The organism is Allobosea sp. GW821-FHT09G06, assembly GCF_059416005.1.
Window position 1 is genome coordinate 258,174 of sequence record NZ_JBWKOI010000003.1, and the last position, 18,627, is coordinate 276,800.

General features: G+C 67.3%; 16 protein-coding genes. 6 read left to right on the top strand and 10 right to left on the bottom strand.

Annotated elements, in window-relative coordinates:
- The first annotated feature begins 157 nt into the window (after nt 1–157).
- From AC07NY_RS17485 to AC07NY_RS17500, 4 genes are all read left to right on the top strand, one after another.
- Nucleotides 158–523 (top strand): DUF1127 domain-containing protein, encoded by a 366-nt coding sequence (locus AC07NY_RS17485; protein WP_494584891.1) that lies wholly within the window; start codon nt 158–160, stop codon nt 521–523.
- A 92-nt stretch (nt 524–615) separates the two neighbouring features.
- Complete coding sequence (locus AC07NY_RS17490; protein WP_494584892.1) at nt 616–1,458, top strand: class I SAM-dependent methyltransferase; 843 nt, start codon at nt 616–618, stop codon at nt 1,456–1,458.
- Between the two features lie 352 nt (nt 1,459–1,810).
- Entirely contained in the window at nt 1,811–2,755 is a 945-nt protein-coding gene (locus tag AC07NY_RS17495; RefSeq protein ID WP_494584893.1) for an ABC transporter substrate-binding protein, read from the top strand.
- A 32-nt stretch (nt 2,756–2,787) separates the two neighbouring features.
- Nucleotides 2,788–4,566, top strand: a complete 1,779-nt coding sequence (locus tag AC07NY_RS17500; RefSeq protein WP_494584894.1) for a cache domain-containing protein — start codon at nt 2,788–2,790, stop codon at nt 4,564–4,566.
- 60 nt (nt 4,567–4,626) lie between these two features.
- On the opposite strand, the gene AC07NY_RS17505 is transcribed toward AC07NY_RS17500, so the two are convergent.
- Nucleotides 4,627–5,286, bottom strand: a complete 660-nt coding sequence (locus AC07NY_RS17505) for a Crp/Fnr family transcriptional regulator (RefSeq protein WP_492283687.1) — start codon at nt 5,284–5,286, stop codon at nt 4,627–4,629.
- 566 nt (nt 5,287–5,852) lie between these two features.
- Between AC07NY_RS17505 and AC07NY_RS17510 the strand changes: the two genes are divergently transcribed.
- Nucleotides 5,853–7,037 (top strand): MalY/PatB family protein, encoded by a 1,185-nt coding sequence (locus AC07NY_RS17510; RefSeq protein WP_494584895.1) that lies wholly within the window; start codon nt 5,853–5,855, stop codon nt 7,035–7,037.
- A gap of 162 nt (nt 7,038–7,199) precedes the next feature.
- A complete protein-coding gene (locus AC07NY_RS17515) occupies nt 7,200–8,219 on the top strand; it encodes a LacI family DNA-binding transcriptional regulator (RefSeq protein WP_494584896.1) in 1,020 nt (339 codons plus the stop codon).
- On the opposite strand, the gene AC07NY_RS17520 is transcribed toward AC07NY_RS17515, so the two are convergent.
- The 9 genes from AC07NY_RS17520 to AC07NY_RS17560 all read right to left on the bottom strand — a co-directional run bounded on the left by AC07NY_RS17520 (nt 8,206) and on the right by AC07NY_RS17560 (nt 18,497).
- Entirely contained in the window at nt 8,206–9,885 is a 1,680-nt protein-coding gene (locus AC07NY_RS17520; protein WP_494584897.1) for a metallophosphoesterase family protein, read from the bottom strand. The genes AC07NY_RS17515 and AC07NY_RS17520 overlap by 14 nt on opposite strands.
- Nucleotides 9,882–10,499 carry a dual specificity protein phosphatase family protein gene (locus AC07NY_RS17525; RefSeq protein WP_494584898.1) on the bottom strand — a complete coding sequence of 206 codons (618 nt, stop codon included), beginning with the start codon at nt 10,497–10,499 and terminating at the stop codon, nt 9,882–9,884. The genes AC07NY_RS17520 and AC07NY_RS17525 overlap by 4 nt, the downstream gene beginning before the upstream one ends.
- Before the next feature lie 17 nt (nt 10,500–10,516).
- Nucleotides 10,517–11,350, bottom strand: a complete 834-nt coding sequence (locus tag AC07NY_RS17530; RefSeq protein ID WP_494584899.1) for an inositol monophosphatase family protein — start codon at nt 11,348–11,350, stop codon at nt 10,517–10,519.
- 93 nt (nt 11,351–11,443) lie between these two features.
- Nucleotides 11,444–12,310: an inositol monophosphatase family protein gene (locus tag AC07NY_RS17535; protein WP_494584900.1), complete on the bottom strand. Its 867-nt coding sequence runs from the start codon at nt 12,308–12,310 to the stop codon at nt 11,444–11,446.
- Nucleotides 12,297–13,103, bottom strand: a complete 807-nt coding sequence (locus AC07NY_RS17540; RefSeq protein ID WP_494584901.1) for an HAD family hydrolase — start codon at nt 13,101–13,103, stop codon at nt 12,297–12,299. Before AC07NY_RS17540 ends, AC07NY_RS17535 begins: the two co-directional genes overlap by 14 nt.
- 67 nt (nt 13,104–13,170) lie before the next feature.
- On the bottom strand, nt 13,171–14,313 hold the full coding sequence (locus AC07NY_RS17545; RefSeq protein ID WP_494584902.1) for an ABC transporter substrate-binding protein: 1,143 nt from the start codon (nt 14,311–14,313) through the stop codon (nt 13,171–13,173).
- A gap of 47 nt (nt 14,314–14,360) precedes the next feature.
- Complete coding sequence (locus tag AC07NY_RS17550; RefSeq protein ID WP_494584903.1) at nt 14,361–15,494, bottom strand: ABC transporter substrate-binding protein; 1,134 nt, start codon at nt 15,492–15,494, stop codon at nt 14,361–14,363.
- 21 nt (nt 15,495–15,515) lie between these two features.
- On the bottom strand, nt 15,516–16,640 hold the full coding sequence (locus AC07NY_RS17555; protein ID WP_494584904.1) for an ABC transporter ATP-binding protein: 1,125 nt from the start codon (nt 16,638–16,640) through the stop codon (nt 15,516–15,518).
- A 3-nt stretch (nt 16,641–16,643) separates the two neighbouring features.
- Nucleotides 16,644–18,497, bottom strand: a complete 1,854-nt coding sequence (locus AC07NY_RS17560; protein ID WP_494584905.1) for an ABC transporter permease — start codon at nt 18,495–18,497, stop codon at nt 16,644–16,646.
- Nucleotides 18,498–18,627 lie beyond the last annotated feature (130 nt).

An 18,627-nucleotide genomic window follows, 5' to 3' on the forward strand; every position in this document is an offset into this window, starting at 1 on the left:
CTCTGCAGGCTTTCCGATCGACCACAGGTCCACAATCGGCCTTGCCGCAACCCTGATTTGCCTGTGTGCGGCACCTCACAGACGACGTGCCCCCAGAGCCGCCATAACGCTGCCACACCGCCCGAAGAGGCGGCGGACACAGCAATGGAGCGGCACGATGCATGCGCTGAGAAGCGACTTCTTTCACGATATCGACGACCTGACCGACATGCTGCGGCCTCGCGCCAAGTCGGTGCTCGATCGGCTGATCGGGCGCATGGCAGTCGGGCAGATCTTCGGCGATCAGTTCCTCTACGAGGTTCACGGCCCCTTCCTCCCGCCTCACCAGAAGCCCGCGCGGCGCCCTCTGACGACGAGGCTGATCGAGGCGCTTTCGGAGCGGCTGCGCAGGATGCGCGACAAGGCGGAGCTGCGCCAGGCTGCCAAGGCGCTGTCGGAACTCGACGACAGGATGCTGAAGGATATCGGCATCACCCGTTCGGAGATCGAGTTCGCCGTTCGGCGCCCTCATCCACGGCCGTGACCGGCCGCTGCACGGCGCGTGGCCCCCCGACGCGCCGTGCCCCAACCCCTTCACCAGAACCTGCCAGGCGAACCTCAAAGGAAGAATGTCCCATGTCCACCATGTTTCAAGGCAATGCCACGCAGAAGGTCGACCATGAAGCGATCAAGCTCCGGCAGCACGGCGCCTGGTCGTCCGGCGACTACGCCGTCGTCGGAACGACCCTGCAGATCGTCGGCGAACGCCTGTGCGAGGCGCTCGATCTGCGCAGCGGCCAGGCCGTGCTCGATGTCGCCGCCGGCAACGGCAATGCCAGTCTCGCCGCGGCGCGCCGCTGGTGCGACGTCACCAGCACGGACTATGTCGCCGCCTTGCTGGAGCGTGGCCGCGAACGTGCGGCGGCCGAGCGGCTCGATATCTCCTTCCGCGAAGCCGATGCCGAGGCCCTGCCTTTCGCGGACGGGCAATTCGACGCGGTCCTGTCGACCTTCGGGGTGATGTTCACGCCCGATCAGGAGCGTGCGGCGGCCGAGCTGCTGCGGGTCTGCAGGCATGGCGGCAAGATCGGCATGGCCAACTGGACGCCGGACGGCTTCATCGGCCAACTCTTCAAGACGATCGGGACATACGTCCCGCCGGCTGCCGGGCTGCGATCGCCCGCGCTTTGGGGCACGCAGGAGCGCCTGACCGAGCTGTTCGGCTCGGCAGGCACCTCGATCCAGACGCGGCGACGCGATTTCGTCTTTCGCTATCGCTCGTCGGATCACTGGCTCCAGGTCTTCCGCAGCTATTACGGACCGGTGCTCAAGGTCTTCGCCGCGCTGGACCAGCCGGCCGGAGCGGCATTGACCAAGGACCTGATGGCGCTGGTCGATCAGTTCAACCGATCGGGCGATGCGACCGTCGCCGTGCCGAGCAGCTATCTCGAGATCGTCGTGACGCGCGTGCTGAACTGAGTTCGATCACGCCGGCTCACCCCGGCGCTCGGGGACCCCACCCGCCGCGCACCGGACGGGCCCGCTCGAACGGCAACCTGTGACCACGTTGCCCTGCGCTGCAACAGGCCCCGGCCCGCTGCAGCGCGCCCGTTTTCACGCGTTGGCGCGCCGTCACCTCGACCAGACCAACCACGGATCCGTTTCGCGACACAGCTCGACCGGCATGATATAAGGGCATCGGTGCGGGTTCGGCACTTTCCGGGCTGCGCCACTCTCGGTCGGAAGGGGAACGGCCGTGCGTCTCATGCCCTGCTCCTTGCGCCGATCCGTCCCGACGACGCGGCGCGAGACGATAGCTTTGCTCGGTGCCATGGCGGCATCGACCGTCGCCGCACGGGCGCAGCCGAAAACCATGCCGGTCATCGGTTACCTCGGCTCGGAATCCCCCGAGCCCTATGGCAGCCGCCTCGCCGCCTTTGCCGAGGGCCTGGCCGAGGCAGGCTATGTCGACGGCCGCAATGTCACGATCGATTTTCGCTGGGCCGAGGGCCAGTACAGCCGGCTGCCGGCGCTCGCGATGGATCTGGCAGAGCGCCAGGTCACCGTCATGGTCGCGCCAGGAGGCGCGGAGGTCGCGCTCGCCGCGCGCTCGGCGAGCAAGACGATCCCGATCGTCTTCGAGATGGGTGGCGATCCGGTCGCCCTGGGCATGGTCGCCAGCCTGTCCCGGCCCGGCGGAAACCTCACCGGCGTGAGCAGCCTGAGCGTGGAAGTCTCGCTGAAACGGCTGGAATTCATGAGCGAGCTGTTCCCGGCCGCCAGGACCTTCGCCGTCGCCGTCAACCCGGCAAGCCCGACCTCGGGCTCGCAGTCGCGCAACCTGCAGGCTGCCGCAAGCAGCCTCGGGCTGGAGCTGCGCCTGCTCAATGCCAGCAGCGAGCCGGAACTGGAGAGGCTGTTCGCAGCCGCCTCCGAGATGAAGCTGCCCGGGCTGGTCTTCACCTCCGATCCCTATTTCGCCTACCGAAGCCGCCGCCTTGCCGAACTCGCCATGCGTCACGCGCTGCCGGCCATCACCCAGGCCCGGGATTTCCCGAACGCAGGCGGCCTGATGAGCTATGGCGGCGACTTCCGGCAATCGCACCGCCATACCGGGATCTATGCCGGCCGGATCATCAAGGGGGAGAAGCCCTCCGACCTGCCGGTCCAGCGCGTGACGAAGGTCGAGCTGTTCGTCAATCTGAAGGCGGCCGGGCAGCTCGGCCTGACCATGCCGCCTTCGATCCTGAGCAGCGCGGACGTGGTGATCGAGTAACCCGCCGGAATGCCGGCGCATGAGCTGTCACGGTGACACAATCGCCACCCGCCCCCCGTAGTTCTCTTTTCGCGAAGTATTTCCTCGCGTTGTTCGCGGCCGTCGTCGTGCCCCTGCTTGTCGCCGGCGGCAGCGAAGCCTGGTTCGGCCATCGCGACCAGAAGGCCAGGCTGAACGACCTTCTCGAAGCGGAGGCCCGATCAGCGGCTGCGAAAATCCAGGATTTCCTGGACGGCATCCGCGATCAGCTGGCATGGACGGTTCAGCTGCCATGGTCCGACAGCGCCGACGAAAGGCGCCGGCTCGACGCGTTCCGGCTTTTGCGTCAAGTGCCCGCCGTGGTGAACCTGACCCTTGTCGATGCCACCGGCCGCGAGCGCGTCTTCGTCTCCCGCATGGGTCTCAACATGGTCGAGAGCGGCGCCGGCCACTCGGTCAACCCGGCGCTCAAGGCGATCAGTCCCGGCGGCGCCTGGTATGGACCGGTGACCTTCCATGCCGGCTCGGAGCCCTTTCTGACCATTGCCGTAGCCGGCAACCGCTCCGCGGTCGGCATGGCGGTCGCAGAGGTCAATCTCAAGCTCATCTGGGATGTCATATCGGCGATCCGGGTCGGGCGGACCGGGGAAGCGTTCGTTCTGGACCAGCCGGGGCGCCTGATCGCCCATCCCGACATCAGCCTGGTTCTCAGGGCCGACCAGGCCGCGATACGGCCGCTCCAGATCCTCAGAGCGCGCATTGCGGCGCAACGCGGCCAGGCGACCGCGGGGCGCGATCTCGACGGCCATACGGTTCTCGCCGCAATGGCGCCGATACCCGGGGTCGACTGGAGCGTCGTCGTCAAGCAACCGGTCGCCGAGGCCTTCGCGCCGATCTACGCGGCCCTGTGGCGGGCGGGTGCCGTCCTCGTCGTCGGTTCCGGGCTCGCCGCGGCGCTGGCCTACTGGCTCACCCAGCGCATGATCGAGCCGATCCGCATCCTGGAAGACGGCGTGGCGCGGATCGGAGCCGGCCAGTTCGACCACCGGATCGATATCCCCACCGGCGATGAATTCGAGCGGCTGGCGACGCGCTTCAACGCGATGGCCGGCGATCTGGCGGTGTCGCAGGAACGTTCCGAGCGAATCGGCCGGCTCAAGCGATTTCTCGCGCCGCAGGTGGCCGAGCTGATCGACCAGTCGGGCGACGACAGCGTGCTCGACGGCCGGCGCATCGAGGTGGTGGTCGTCTTTGGCGATCTGCGGGGCTTCACCGCCTTTTCGGCGCGCACGGAGCCCGAGGTCGTGATGCGTCTCCTGAGCGACTATTACGATGCCCTGGACAGGGTCGTGATCGATCATGGCGCCACGCTGACGCATTTTTCCGGCGACGGAATGATGGTGCTGATCAACGCGCCCGTGCCCCGCCCGGACCCGGCCTTATGCGCCATCAGGATGGCGCAGGAGATGCAGAAGAGCGTCCAGTCCCTCCTGCGCGATCGGCAAATGCCGGAGCTCCCGCTTGGTTTCGGGATCGGGCTCGCGATGGGTCCCGCGACGGTCGGGCGGATCGGTTCCGAGGGCCGGCTCGAATACACGGCGATCGGAAGCGTCGTGAATCTCGCAGCGCGCCTGTGTGCCAGCGCGCGCAATACCGAGGTGCTGATCGACACGGTTGCCGCGGATGCGGTCGAGGGGCGCGTGCCTCTCGTCGAACTGGATGCACGTGTCCTGAAGGGTTTCGACCAGCCCGTCCGCGTTTTCGCGGCAGGCGAGGCAGTGGCCGGCGCAGCGCCAGAGATCAGCAGCGACGGCATCGATCGGCGCCGCTAGATCATTTTGCTCCGCCGTCGTTGCTTCACGGGAACCGGCAGCAGCTTCGCCCGAGATGCTCTAGGCAGCGTCGATCTTCGCCAAACGCCTGAGGTCGTCGATATCCTGGATCAACAGCCGCCCTCGTCCCAGCGAAATGACACCGGTGCGCTTCCAGGATTGGAGGTGGCGGTTGACCGTTTCGCGCGTCACACCGGTGAGGGACGCCAATTCCTCCTGGGACGCGCGGACATCCGTGCCGTAGTCGGCGGCGAGCACGAGGATGCGCCGCGCGAGCCGAATGGCCGACGGGAGAAACGTGGTCTCTTCCAGGCGGCCGATGACATCGCGCAGCCGCGCGCAGAGAAGCTCGATCAAGTGCAGCGCGATCGGCGGCTCGCGCTTGAGCAGGCCCAGGAAGTCCTGCCGCGGCAGGAAGAAGGTGTGAGTGTCCTCCATCGCCACCGCATCGGCGGTGCGGGACTGGCCGTCGAGCAAGGTGATCTCACCGAAGACGTCGCCGCCGCCCAGGACGTTGATCGTCATCTGCTGCCCGAGATCATCCACGGTTCCGATGCGGATCAGGCCGCGCCGGATCGCATAGAGACCGTCGCCCGGATCGCCCTTGAGGAACAGAACCTCCCGTGCGGCCAGATGCCGTTGCCGGCAGACGGCCGCAATCTTCTCAAGCGCATCCCGCTCGAAGCCCGCAAAGAACGGGTTCGCGGTCAGAATGCTCACGATGCGATGAGAGACATCATTCATCGGAAGCCTCAGAATTTGGACCAGACCACCGCAGCTTCAGCAGGCAGGGACGGCTCAGAAGCCAAGGCGATAGGCCACCGCCTCCGCTTGCGACCAGAGTGGCGGATCGCCAGCGAAGCCAGACAATGCCGAATGGCTTGGTCTGTCACATCACTTTCGCGCGGCTATTAGGTCCCAAACTGCTGCCGGACCCCGCACGCACCGCGTGGAGAAATGCCCGTTTCTGGCGCGCATCATTCGCGTGGCCCGGAAGCGACGGGCTAGCACGCCCGGCATCCCTCGCATTGAACGATGGCGCCGCAATGAGGGATGCCGCAGCGCGGCTCATGCCTGCGGGCGGCAATACGCGATGCAGCCAGTCCGTGGCCCCGCGCTTCGCCCCACGCTTCCGCCCGCGCGCAGATCTCGGCATCCGATCTGGCGCCGTCGATGGCTGCGACGGATGCGCTCGTCGTGCGCCAGCATTGCGCCCGGCAGATGCTGTGTTCTCCGGTGAGACCTGCTAGGGGAAGGATATTCTCCGTCTTAGCCGGCAGGGCCACATGCAGCTTCCCCCCAATTTCGACGAGCGGATCGATCGCCGCGGCACCCACTCGGCCAAATGGGACAAGATGGAGACCGTCTATGGCGTGCCAGCCGATGGTGGCATTGCGATGTGGGTGGCGGACATGGACTTCCGCCCGCCGGCCTGCGTGCAGGGCGCCTTGGAGGGCATGAACGCCCATGGCATCTACGGCTATTTCGGCGATGACCGCGCCTATCTCGCCGCGATCCGCTGGTGGATGTTGAACCGGCATGGCTGGGAGGTCTCGCCCGACTCCATCTTCACCACGCATGGCCTGGTGAACGGCACCGCGCTCTGCGTCGAGGCCTATACGAAGCCAGGCGATGGCGTCGTGCTGATGACGCCGGTCTATCACGCCTTCGCGCGCATCGTCGCGTCTTCCGGCCGCCGGGTCGTCGAATGCCCGCTCGCGCTGGAAGAGGGCCGCTATGTCCTCGATATCCCCGCCTGGGATGCTGCGATGACTGGCAAGGAGCGCATGCTGATCCTGTGCTCGCCGCATAATCCGGGTGGGCGGGTCTGGACTCGCGACGAGTTGCGCGCGATCGCCGATTTCTGCAAGCGCCACGACCTCATTCTGGTTTCCGACGAGATCCACCACGACCTCGTCATGCCCGGCCAGAAGCATACGGTGATGCCGGTCGCGGCGCCCGAGATCATGGACCGGCTGGTCATGATGACCGCCACCACCAAGACCTTCAACATTGCCGGCGCCCATATCGGCAACGTCATCATTCCGGACGTCCGGCTGCGCGACCTGTTCCGCGGGCGCATGGATGCGCTCGGCATCTCCCCGAACTCCTTCGGCATGGCCATGGCGACCGCTGCCTACAGCCCGGAAGGCGCCGCCTGGGTCGATGCGCTGAACCTCTATCTCGACGGCAATCGCCGCCTCTTCGATGCCGGCATCGACGCGATTCCCGGCGTGCGCTCGATGTCGCTGGAATCGACCTATCTCGCCTGGGCGGATTTTTCGGGGACGGGGATGGAGCCGGCCGAATTCACCGCACGCGTCGAGAAACAGGCTAGGATCGCGATCAATCACGGCCCGACCTTCGGCAAGGGCGGCGAGAGCTTCCTGCGCTTCAATCTGGCGACGCCGCGCGCGGTGGTCGTGGAAGCGGTCGATCGTCTGAAGCTCGCCTTCGCCGACCTGCAATAAGGCGGGCGGGTTCAGTCCGGCCGGCATAGGCGAAAGGCGCGCCCTTGCACGCGCGGGACATCCGCAATTGCAAGGCAGCCGCTACTCTCCTAAGACCTTTCCGAAGGGGCATTTGCACGTTTGTGCTCTGATGCACATTCCGTGCATGGCCGTGGAGGGACGATGACGGGAGCGAAGCGGGGCCGGTCTTTCGTCAGCGCGCAGCAGGTCGCGGAACTTGCGGGCGTTTCGCGCTCGGCGGTCTCGCGTACCTTCACGGATGGCGCCAGCGTCTCCGAGGCGACGCGCGAGCGGGTGCTGGAGGCTGCGCAGACGCTCGGCTACCACGTCAATCATCTGGCGCGCGGCCTGATCAACGAATCCAGCGGCATCGTCTGTCTGATCGCGGGCGATGTCGGCACGCCCTACCAGTCGCGGATGCTCGACGCGATTTCGCGCCGTCTGCAGGCGATCAATCAGGTCGCCATGCTGATCAATACCTCGGGCGATGGCGAGAGCGTCGCCAAGGCCTTGCGCCAGACGCTGAACTACCGCGCCCAAGCGACGATCGTGCTCTCGGGCGCGCCGCCCGCTTCCCTGATCGAGACCTGCGTCGCCAGCGGCCAGCATGTCATCCTGATCAACCGCGATGATCCCGTGACCGGTCCCGAGAACATCGTCGTAGACAATGTCGCCGCGGCGAACGAGGCCTTCCACATGCTGCGCCGGGCCGGTTGCTCGCGCATCGCCGTGGTGTCCTCGCTCGCCGGCACGCCCAGCATCGTCGGGCGCGAGGAGGCCTTTCGACAGGCTGCCGCTGCGGAGGGCTTCGAGGTCACGGTCGCGCGGACCGGGCCGACGGCTTATGCCTCCGGCTACGAGGCGGCCCGCCAGCTGCTGGCGCGCTCCGACCGGCCGGATGCGGCCTTCTGCGTCACCGATCTACTGGCTTGCGGCTTCCTCGACGGCGCGCGCACCGAGTTCGGCATGGCGGTGCCGGACGAACTCTGCGTCGTCGGCTTCGACGATATCGAGCAGGCCGGCTGGGCCTCCTACGGGCTCACGACCTTCCGCCAGCCGATCGACCTGATGGCCGACCACATCATCGCGAAGCTCGCGGCCGGGGAGCCGGGCGTCAGCTCCCCGACGGTCACGACGTTTCCGGTCACGCCGGTCTGGCGCCGCACGGTCAGGCCGAAGTGAAGCGATCCGCGACCGCGCCGGTCGCGAGGTCGATCGAGAAATTCCGCGAGGGCAGGCTCGCGAGATAGCTTTCGAGAATGGCGAGGAAGCTCGCGATGCGCGCCTGTACGCTCGTCGCCGGCCAGTGGCCGGCCCGGTAGCGCGTCGCCAGCGCGCGATAGGCATCGAGCCGCGCCGGCACGATGAAATCGAGCGCGACATGCCGGCCCTTGCGCAGCCTGTACCAGTCCACCACCAGCTCGAAGAAGGGCAGCGCCTCCGGGTCGGCGGCCTGCGGCACCACGTCGGCGGGCGCGAGCGGCGCGGCGATCCCCGCCAGCCGGTCGAGATCGGCCAGCGTCAGGCGCGGCACCAGCGCGGCGAGATCGGCCGGCCACTCCTTCGGCAGGTAGCGGCGGCGGACCATCTCCGCGAGATGGGTGCTGAGGAAGGCGCCGTGGCTCGTGGTGGAGGCGATGCCGCCATCGTCCTCGCCGGTCAGCCTCGCCTCGGCCTTGTAGAGATCGAAGGCGAGATCGAAGCCCGGCACCTCGGCCAGCACCACGGTCTCCACGTCGAGACGCCCCTCCGCCACGGTCGCGATCTTGTAGGCCGGCGGGAAGCCGACCATCGAGGGAACCGCGATATTGATCAGCCAGTCGTCGCCGCTCGAAACCCGCGCCGTGTCGTTGATATGCAGGTGGCCGCTGAAATGGATGCGCACCCCGGTCGCGGCGGCGGCCTCGGCCGTGGCGGCGGTGGGCGCGCGGCGGACGAAGGAGGTGTCGCCGAGCAGGCGTGCCTCGTCTGCGGTGGTGCCGTTCAGCGGGTCGAGCACCGGATAATGCGAGAAGGCCAGCAGCGTCTTGCCGAGTGCCTTCGCGCGCGCCGCCACATCGCGCATCCAGGCCAGCACGAAGGGCTTGTTGCGCGGCATCGCGTTCCAGCCGGCATCGGTGCTGTCGATATAGCTCTTCTCCAGCGCCGGATCGCGGTCGCCGTCACGCGGCTCGAAGACATTGGCATCGATCGAGAGCACCCAGAGGCCCTCGACCGGCTCGACCAGATAGGAGCTGTCGATCATGCGCCTGATGGTGCCGCCATCGGCCGAGCGGATATCGAAGCTGCGGGCCGAGAGCACATCGTCCGGCCCGAACGGGCTTTCCCAATGCAGGTGCCAGGGACGCCGGAAAAAGCCGAGCTCGGCCATGGCGGGGATGGCGCTGTCATAGCCGCCGCAATGCATGTCCGGGCTGACGATGCGCGCGGTTGAATCCCCCGCGTCGGCCTCGGGATCGCTCGTCACCAGCACATGGCTGCCGTCGGCATTGAGGAAGCGCTTCGACTGGTGCCGGCCATGGATGGCGTAGAGATCGTGATTGCCGGGCGTGGCGAGGAAGCGCAGGCCGTGGCGGGCGCTGTAGTCCTGCAGCACGGCGGTCGCAGCCGCCATCGTCGAGTGCTGGCCGTCATCGGTGAGATCGCCGACGAGGATGACCAGCTCGATGCCGCGCGCCACGATATCGTCGAGCAGGGCAGGGAGCGCCGGGTAGCTCTCGTTGAACACCCGCGTGGAGGCGACGGTGTCGGCAAGGCTGCGCACGGCCGCGAGCGGCGCATGCGGCTGGCCTGCCCGATAGGTCACGTCGTGGAAATGCGGATCGGCGATGACGGCGATGCGGGTCATGCCGGCGCATGTTCCTGAGCTGCGTCGATCCGGCGAATCCAGTCGGCGGCGCGGGCCGCTGCGGCGGCTAGCATCGGCTTCGGCGTCTCGTGCCATTCGTCGGGCCGGAGTTCGCGCTTCTCCCGGACATGGGCATAGGCTGCTTCGAGCGTCGGATAGACCTCCGGCATCTCGACATGCAGGAACAGGCCGACCAGCGCGACCGAGCGGCTGCGGCCGGCGCGGCAATTGACGAGCACGTTGCCGCGCTCGCGCAGCGGATAGGTCGGCCGGTTCGGCAGAACCTGCGCGAAGGCGCCGCGCAGCACATAGAAGCCGCCGAGCATCATGGTCTCGGGATTGCCGTCGCCGTCGACGAGGCCGATCTTGTAGTAGCGTAGCGCCCCGCCGCCATAGAGGCTGCCGGGCGGCGTATCCGGGAACGGCTTCACAGCATAGTTGATGTCGAGATTGACCGCGCAGTTGACGACGGTCGTGATGCCGTGCCGCTTCAGCAGGTCGACATCGCCGGCCGCCTCCATGCCGCCGATATAGAGCTCGACGCCATAGGGCGTGACATTCGGCTCGATCAGGCTCAGCGGTGGGCGCTCGTAGCGCGGGCTGTCGTCATGCATCGGGGGGTAGCCTGTCGTCACGGTTCGAGCGGGATGCCGGTCGCCGCGCTCATGCCGCTGGCGATGCCGGGCGCGGCGGCGAGAACGCCGCCACCCTTGGCCAGCCCGTTGAGCGTGAGGAAGGGACCGACCCGGCCGCCGGCCTCGCGAACGAGCAAGAGCCCGGCGAGGCAGTCCCACGGGTTCATGTGCAATTCGGCATAGCCGTCCGAGCGACCGTCGGCGACATAAGCGAGGCCGAGCGCGCCCGAGGCCGCGCGCCGGACATTCGTGCCGCGCTCCAGCAGATCCGAGAGTACGGCGAGATAGGTCGCGTTGGGCAGGCGGTTCGACCAGCCAAGCTCGACGCAGGCCGCCGTATAAGCGTTGGTGCGGGAAACCCGGATCGGGCGGTCGTTCAGGGTCGCGCCATGGCCACTGCGGGCGAAATGCAACTCGTCGAGCGCGGGATTGTAGATCGCGCCGATCTCGATCTCGCCGTCAGTGACGAAGGCGATCGAGATGCAGAAATGCGGGATCGCGCGGGCGAAATTGGCCGTGCCGTCGATGGGGTCGACGACCCAGACATGGCCCTCGACGGTGCCGCCGGTTTCCTCGCCGAGAAAGCCGTCCTCGGGGAAGCTCTCGGCCAGGCGCGCCTTGATATGGCGCTCGACCGCCGTATCGGTCTCGGTCAGGAAATCCTGCGGCCCTTTCATGCCGATCCCGGCATCCGGCCCGGCGGCGGCGCGGGCGGCAAAGCCCTTGCGGGCGATCTCGCCGGCCGATCGGGCCAGCGCCACGCAAAAGGCGGCGCGCGCGTCGAGATCGAACGCGGCGGCAGGGGCGAGCAGGGCGGAGCTGGACGTCATGGCCGGGTTTCCCGAAGGCGAAGGGCCCGATCGGGCCGAGGTGATTTGCACAGCTGTGCAGAAAACGTCAACATTCGTCGCTCGCAGTGATCTTCAACCGACTGCGGCGCGCTGCTGAACCGAAGCCTTGGCGATGCGCGTGGTCGAGATCGCCTCGGCGACGCCCTGAAGGGTCGGATAGTCCGCGCCCGCGCCGGTCGCGACATAGCCGGGGCAGAACAATTCCGAAGCATCAGCGCCTGCCTTGCCGAGCGTGAAGCCGCGATAGTGCCCACCGGACTGGCGCAGGATCAGGATCGCTGCCGCCACATCCCAGGCGTTGACGCCGAAGCCCGCGGCGGCATCGACCCAGCCGGCCGCGACATGAGCGATGCTGAGCGCCGCACTGCCCGGCCGGCGCAGGGTCGAGAACGTCTCGGTCAAACGCGCGAAGCGGTCGAGGGCGACCTCGCGCCCGTCGAGCCGGAAATCGCGCGCGACCGGGTAACCGGTGATCAGCGTGGCATGCTGCTCGTCGGGCACGGCGTTCGAGCGCATGGGCTCGCCATTGCACCAGGCGCCCGAGATATCGGCGGAGAACAGCGTGTCCGCGACGGGGTCGAGGATCGCGCCCGCGACGATCTCGCCATCCACGACGGCGCCGACCGAGACGCACCAGAAGGCGAGGCCGCGCGCGAAATTGGCGGTGCCGTCGATCGGATCGACATACCATTTGACCCGGCCGGAGCCGCTGGCGCCGGCTTCCTCGCCGACGACCTCGGAATCCGGCACCTCGGCCAGCAGGAAGGCGCGGATCGCCGCCTCGCTCTCGCGGTCATGGCGTGTCACCACATCATGGCGATCAACCTTGAAATCGACCGCCATGGTCGAGCGGAAGGCGGCGAGCAGGGCAGGCTGCACCAGCCGCGTGGCGCGCTCGGCGACATCGCGCAGCGTCGCGGATTGATCAGGCGGCATCATCGGCTACTCCGGCGCAGGCGCTCTCGAACAGGGTGAGGAGGCCGGCGGGATCGGCGACGACCGCATCCGGCGTGAGACCTTCGAGCGCGTAGGGCTTGTCGTAGGTGCCGCCGGCTTCCATGAGGATGACGCCACCGACGCCCGCGCGGCGGCCGCAGAGCACATCGCGGTCGAAATTGTCGCCGACATACCAGGCCTCGGCAGGATCGATCCCGAGCGCGCGGGTAGCAAGCCAGATCATCTCGGGATTGGGCTTGCGGATCCTGACGGCATCGCTGTGGATCTCGACGGCGAAGCGCTGGCGCAAGCCGTTCTCTGTGAGGAAATCGAGATGGACCTGGCCCGCCAGCGCATTGCTGACGATGCCGACCGGTATCGTCTCGCGGTCGCAGGCGTCGAGCAGCTGGATCAGGCCCCGGCGCAGCGTGCGCTTGCTGCGCAGATGGCCCATCGCCTCGCAGAGTTCGCGCGCCCGGCGCGTGACGGCGACGCGCGCCGCGATCGGCCAGTCGGCCGCGACGAAATCGCTCCAGAACTCCTCCTGATCCAGCTCGCGCGGGGAGAAGAGCCGCGACATCGCGTTCTTCCAATGCTTGTCGGCAAGGCTGCCGGCGGCGATGTCGGCCACGATCCGCGCCGGCCGCAGCGCCGGGGCCCCGGCCTCTGCGAGGACTTCAGCGACACGCGCCGCGAGAGCGGTCTCCCAGCCCGGTACCTTGGCCGTCTCGACGATGACGCCGCCGAAATCGAGCAGGAGCGCGCGCGGGCGCCGCAAGGAGGCAGATGCGGTCATGGCGGTCTTCATGTGTCCGGGCAGTGGGGAAAGGAGAGGGCGCTCCTGGGCGCCCTCTCCAGAGGGCTCATTTCTTGTAGGCGGAGCGCCAGAGGTCCTGCCAATCCTGCCGCCGGTCCCAGTCGTCGAGGCCGGTCTTGGCATTGAAGGGCAGCAGGCGGTCGAGCACGGCGGAGAGGCCCGACGGCTCGTCATCCGGCAGCTTGATCTCCGGATTGGTCGGCACCTTGCCGTCGACGACCTGCGGCATGATGCCTTCAGGCGTCAGGATGTAGTTGATGAAGAGCTTGGCGGCGTTGGGGCTCTTGGTCTTCGTCGCGATCATCGCGAGCTTGGTGTAGGACCAGGCCGGCCAGGGTGAAAAGCTCTCGCACAGCCCGAGCTTGTAGCCCTTGTCCTTGTTGTCGCGGAACTTGGCCGAGGACATGAAGCCGAAGAACGGCTCCTTCTGGCCGGGCGCGCCGACCGCTTCCGAGATGCGTTCGTCCGTGTCGGAAACGAGCGGCGCGTTGGCGGCGAAGGCCTTGACCCAGGCGGCGGTGGCGCTCTCCTCGCTGGTCTTCAACTCCTTGCCGTAGAGGTCCTTGTAGGCCTTGGCCACGGCGGCGTCGTGATGCGTCGCCATCTGGTTGATGAAGTCGTTGAAATTGCTGCGTGAGAGCGGGTCGAAATAGGCGACCCGGCGCTTCCACTGCGGTTCGGTCAATTGCCACATATTGGTGACCGGGCAGGTCTTGTAGACCTCCGTATTATAGGCCCAGACCGTGGCGTTGATGCTGATCGCGAGGGGATTGCGGTAGAGTTCCGGAATCTTGGCCGCCTTGTCCTCCGGCAGGAAGCTGTAGACGAATTTCTCCGGCAGCAGCTGGGCCAGCGCCGCCGGCGTGTCGGTCAGCAGCACCACGTCGCCCTTGACGTTGTTGGCCTGCGCCTCGCGGATGATCATCTCGAGCTGGCTGGTAGCGGAGACCTTCACGCCGGTCGCCTTCAGCCCGTATTTGGCCGCGAACGACTTGGCCATGTCGACGATCTTGCCGGTGCTGTCATAGATCGTGATCGGCGGCTCGTTGCGCGCCGCTGCAAGCGCGGCGGCCTCGTCGAACGGCGCCACGCCCTGCGCTGCGGCGGGGCCGGCGAGGGTCGCGGTCAGCAGGCCGGCGATCAACCCGGCCAAGGCTCGCGGACGCGATGATGGACGATGTGGTGTCATGTCGCTCTCCCTGGTTGTTTCCCGGCCTCGTCGGGCCGTTTCCCGTCTTATTTCTTGTAGTTGAGCCGCCAGAAATCCTGCCAGTCCTGGCGCTTGTCGGCATCGTCGCCGGCGGTAGTGGCGTTGAACGTCATGAGCTGGCCGAGCACCGCGCCGACGCCCGAGGGCTCGTCGGCCGGCATGGCGATCTTGGCGTTGGTCGGAATCTTGCCGTCGACGATCTGCGGCGCGATGCCCTCTGTCGTCATCAGGTAATGGATGAAGAGCTTGGCTGTCGCCGGGCTCTTCGTGTTTTTCGCGATCAGGCCGAGGCCGGGATAGGTGAAGCCGGCGAAGGGCTTGAGATCCTTGCAGATGCCGAGCTTCATGTTGGCTGTGAGGTTGTCGCGGTATTTCGCGGTCGAGACCAGCGCGAAGAACGGCTTGGCCTGGTTGGCGGCGCCCGCAGCCTCCGCAACCGTGCCACTGTCGCCCATCATCGGCGCGTTCCGGGCATAGGCCTTGACCCAGGCGGCGGTGGCGCTGGCCTCCGTCGTCTTCAGCTCCTTGCCGTAGAGGTCCTTGTAGGCCTTGGCCATGGCGGCGTCGTGATGCGTCGCCATCTGGTTGAACCAGTCGGCGTAGAGCGGCTTGTCGTAGATATCGAGCATCGCGACCCGGCCCTTCCACTCGGGCTCGGTCAATTGCCAGATATTGGTGACAGGGCAGGTCTTGTAGGCGGCCGTATTGTAGGTCCAGACATGCGGGTCGGTGACGATGACGAGCGGCTTGCGCATCGCCTCGGGCACATCCGGCGCGATATCGGGCGGCACCCAGCTCTCGACGATGCCCTGCGGCAGAAGCTCGGTCATCGCGGTCGAGACGTCGATGGCGACGCTGACATCGCCGATCACGTTATTGGCGCGGGCCTCGCGCACGAGCAGGTCGGCCTGTGTCGCTTCGTTGACCTTCTTGCCCGTGGCTTTCAGGCCGTATTTCTCGGAGAAAGCCTTGGCGGTCTCGACGATCTTGCCGGTGACCGCATAGACGGTGATCGGCTTCTCCGCCTTGGCCGCCGCGATCAGCGCGTTCAGGTCGAAGCGTTCCGCCTGCTGCGCGACGGCCGGCGACAGGCCGGCCACCAGCGCTACGGCGGCGGCCGAAGCCGCGAGGCGGAGCCGGGCGGGAATGCTTGATGTCATGGGCATCTCCTTCGGTTCGCGTCAGTGGCGGCGGGCAGGGCGCAGCGCCTGATCGGCGGCGGCGGTGCGGTTGCCGGCCTTGTCGAAGACATGCAGCGCGCGCGGCTCGACCCAGAAATTCACGGCCTCGCCCTGTTCGATCGCGGGCATCTCATGCGTGGTCTGGAACAGCTTGCCGCCCGGCACGGTGAGCTCGACGATCCAGCTTCCGCCGGTCGGCAGGATGCCGGTGACCTCCGCCTTCCCGGAAAAGGCGCCTTCGGGCGCTGCCCCCGTCGTGACCTTCAGCGCCTCCGGCCGGATGCCGACCGAGCCGGCTTCCGCAAGTCCGCCCGAGAAGGCTGTAAGCCACTGGCCGGCGCTGGCCGCGACCGGCGTCGGCGCCTCGCCGAGCTCCAGTATGTTGATCGGCGGATTGCCGACGAACTGGGCGACGAAGCGGTTGGCCGGCCAGTCATAGATGTCGTTGGGCGTGCCGACCTGCTGCAGATGCCCCTCGCTCATCACGGCGATGGTGGTCGCCAGCGTCATCGCCTCCCACTGGTCATGGGTGACGAAGACGATCGTGGTCTTGAACTCGCGATGCAGGCGCTTGAGCTCGGCGCGCATTTCGAGGCGCAGCGCCGCGTCGAGATTGGAGAGCGGCTCGTCGAGCAGCAGCACCTCGGGATTGACCGCCAGCATGCGGGCGAGCGCGACGCGCTGCTGCTGCCCGCCCGAGAGCTGCGACGGGTAGCGGTCGCGGTACTTCTCGATGCCGAGCGTACTCATCACGCGCTGCACGCGCTCCTCGCGCTCGGCCTTGGGCACCTTGCGCAGCCGCAGGCCGAAATCGGTATTGCGCTCGATCGTCAGATGCGGCCAGAGCGCGTAGCTCTGGAAGACCAGCCCCATCTCGCGCTTCTCCGGCGGCACGAAGATGCCGGCGCCGACGCTGTCGACCATGCGGGCGCCGACCTGGATCTCGCCGGCGCTGAGGTTCTCAAGCCCCGCAATCATGCGAAGCGTCGTGGTCTTGCCGCAGCCGGACGGCCCCAGCAGGCACATGAATTCGCCGTCGCCGATTTCGAGATCGAGGCCGGAGACGGCATTCGCCCCCGCAACCCCGTAGTTCTTCGCGACGCCGCGCAGGTTGATCCTGGGCATGGTTCAGTTCCCTAGTCCTTGCGCGAGATTGGATTTGGTCAGCTTCTGGCCCGCGAGTGTGCCGAAATAGGAGATCGCGGCGATGATCAGCACCACGGCATTGGCCGCCTGGGTGTAGTGGTAGTCGATCAGGCGCAGCGAATATGTGGTGAGCACGTCGGTGCCGGGCACGGCGAGCACGACGAAGAGGCTGAGGCCCTTGATGCCGGAGATGAAGGGCAGCAGTATCCCGGTGGTCAGCGCGCCCTTCTGGATCGGGATCACGATGGCGATGAGGCGGCGGAACCAGCCGGCGCCGGCGATCTGCGCCGCTTCCTCCGGGTCCTTGCCGAGCTGCATCATCGCCGCGACGCCGGCCCGCGAGGCATAGGGCATCTGGTCGGCGATGAGCGCGAGCATCAGGATCGCCGCCGTGCCGTAGAGCGCCGGGATCGGTCCGCGCGGCACCGCGAAGAGTGAGAGATAGGCGGCGGCGAAGGCGATGCCCGGCACCAGATAGGGCATGAAGGTGACCTGGCGCAGGAAGGCGGCGAGCGGCCGGACCGGCGTGCGCGCCACGACATAGCCGACGAGCAGGCCGAGCACGCCCGAGGTCACCGAGGCGACACCGACGATCGACAGGCTGTTCCAGGCCGCCTGCCAGAGATCGGGCGTGAACAGCACGCCGCTCTTCATCGCGACGGTGTTGAGGTCGCGGCCGATCCAGTAGTCGAGGGTGAAATTGGCCGGCGCGAAGTTGCCGGGCTGGCGCATCACGGTCGAGAGCGCGAGCGTCAGCAGCGGCAGCCCGACGCTGAAGGCGAACATCAGGGCGGCGAAGACCGTGGCTGGCCAGCGCAGGATGCCGAGCGGGCTCAGCCGGCTCATCGAGCCCTTGGAGCCGATGGTGACGAAGCGGCGGGCTTCCTTGAGCAGCCTTGCATCGATCATCAGCGTGATGACGCCGATCAGCATGATCGAGCCGGCGAGCACGGCGGCGACGGCGGACTGGCGCGACGAGATGCTGCGATAGAGCGACGTCGCGAGCACGTCGAAATCGACCGGCAGGCCAAGCACATAGGCGACGCCGAACTCGCCGAGGCATTTCGCGAAGATCAGCACCATCGCCGAGAGCAGCGCAGGCTGCATCAGCGGCAGGATGATCTGGCGCGCGACGGTGAGCCGGTTCGCGCCGAGGATGCGGGCGGAATCCTCCAATTGGCTGTCGAAGCGGCGCAGCGCATTGCCGAACAGCAGGATCACGAAGGGCGAATAATGCAGGGCGAGGATGATGGTGATCGGCAGCCGGCCATAGGCGAGCCAGTCCGGCGGCGTCAGGCCCATCGCCTCCAGCCAGCCCGGCTGGCCGCCGACGGTGCGGTTCTTGAACAGGGTCGTCCAGGCCAGCGCGAAGGTCCAGGCCGGCAGCATGTAGGGCACGATCAGCGCGGTCGCGAACCAGCGCCGGCCGAACATGTCGGTGCGGCTGAGCAGCCAGGCGAGCACCCCGCCGATGATCATCGCGAGCGCAATCGCGCTGGCCGCCACCGTCAGCGTGTTGGCCAATGGCCCCCAGAACAGGTCGCGCGCGACCCGCGAGGTGAAGGCGCGCTCGAGATAATAGGTGGTGAAGTCGCCGGCGCTCGCCCGCAGGCGGCGCTCGTCGCCGAACTGCACCCGCACGGCGTCGAACAGGATCGACAGCACCGGCATGACGATCAGGTAGGTGAAGAGGCCGGCAAGCAGCAGGCCGATGAAGGTGGTCGGCCCGGTGAGTGCGACCTTCGCGCGATAGCGCAGGGCATTCAGCCGGCTGCCGCTGCTCGGGATCGATGCGGGAACCGGGCCGGCGCTGCGGGCGATCGGGGAACTGCTCATCGCTTCACGCCGCTCTGCTGGCGGGGCGTGACAGGGTAAAGGCAATGCACGCGTGTGCGTCGCGCCGGACAATAAGCCCTTCGACCATTCCGTTTCCTCCGTGCCCACCGGTTGGACCGGCAGGCTTCGT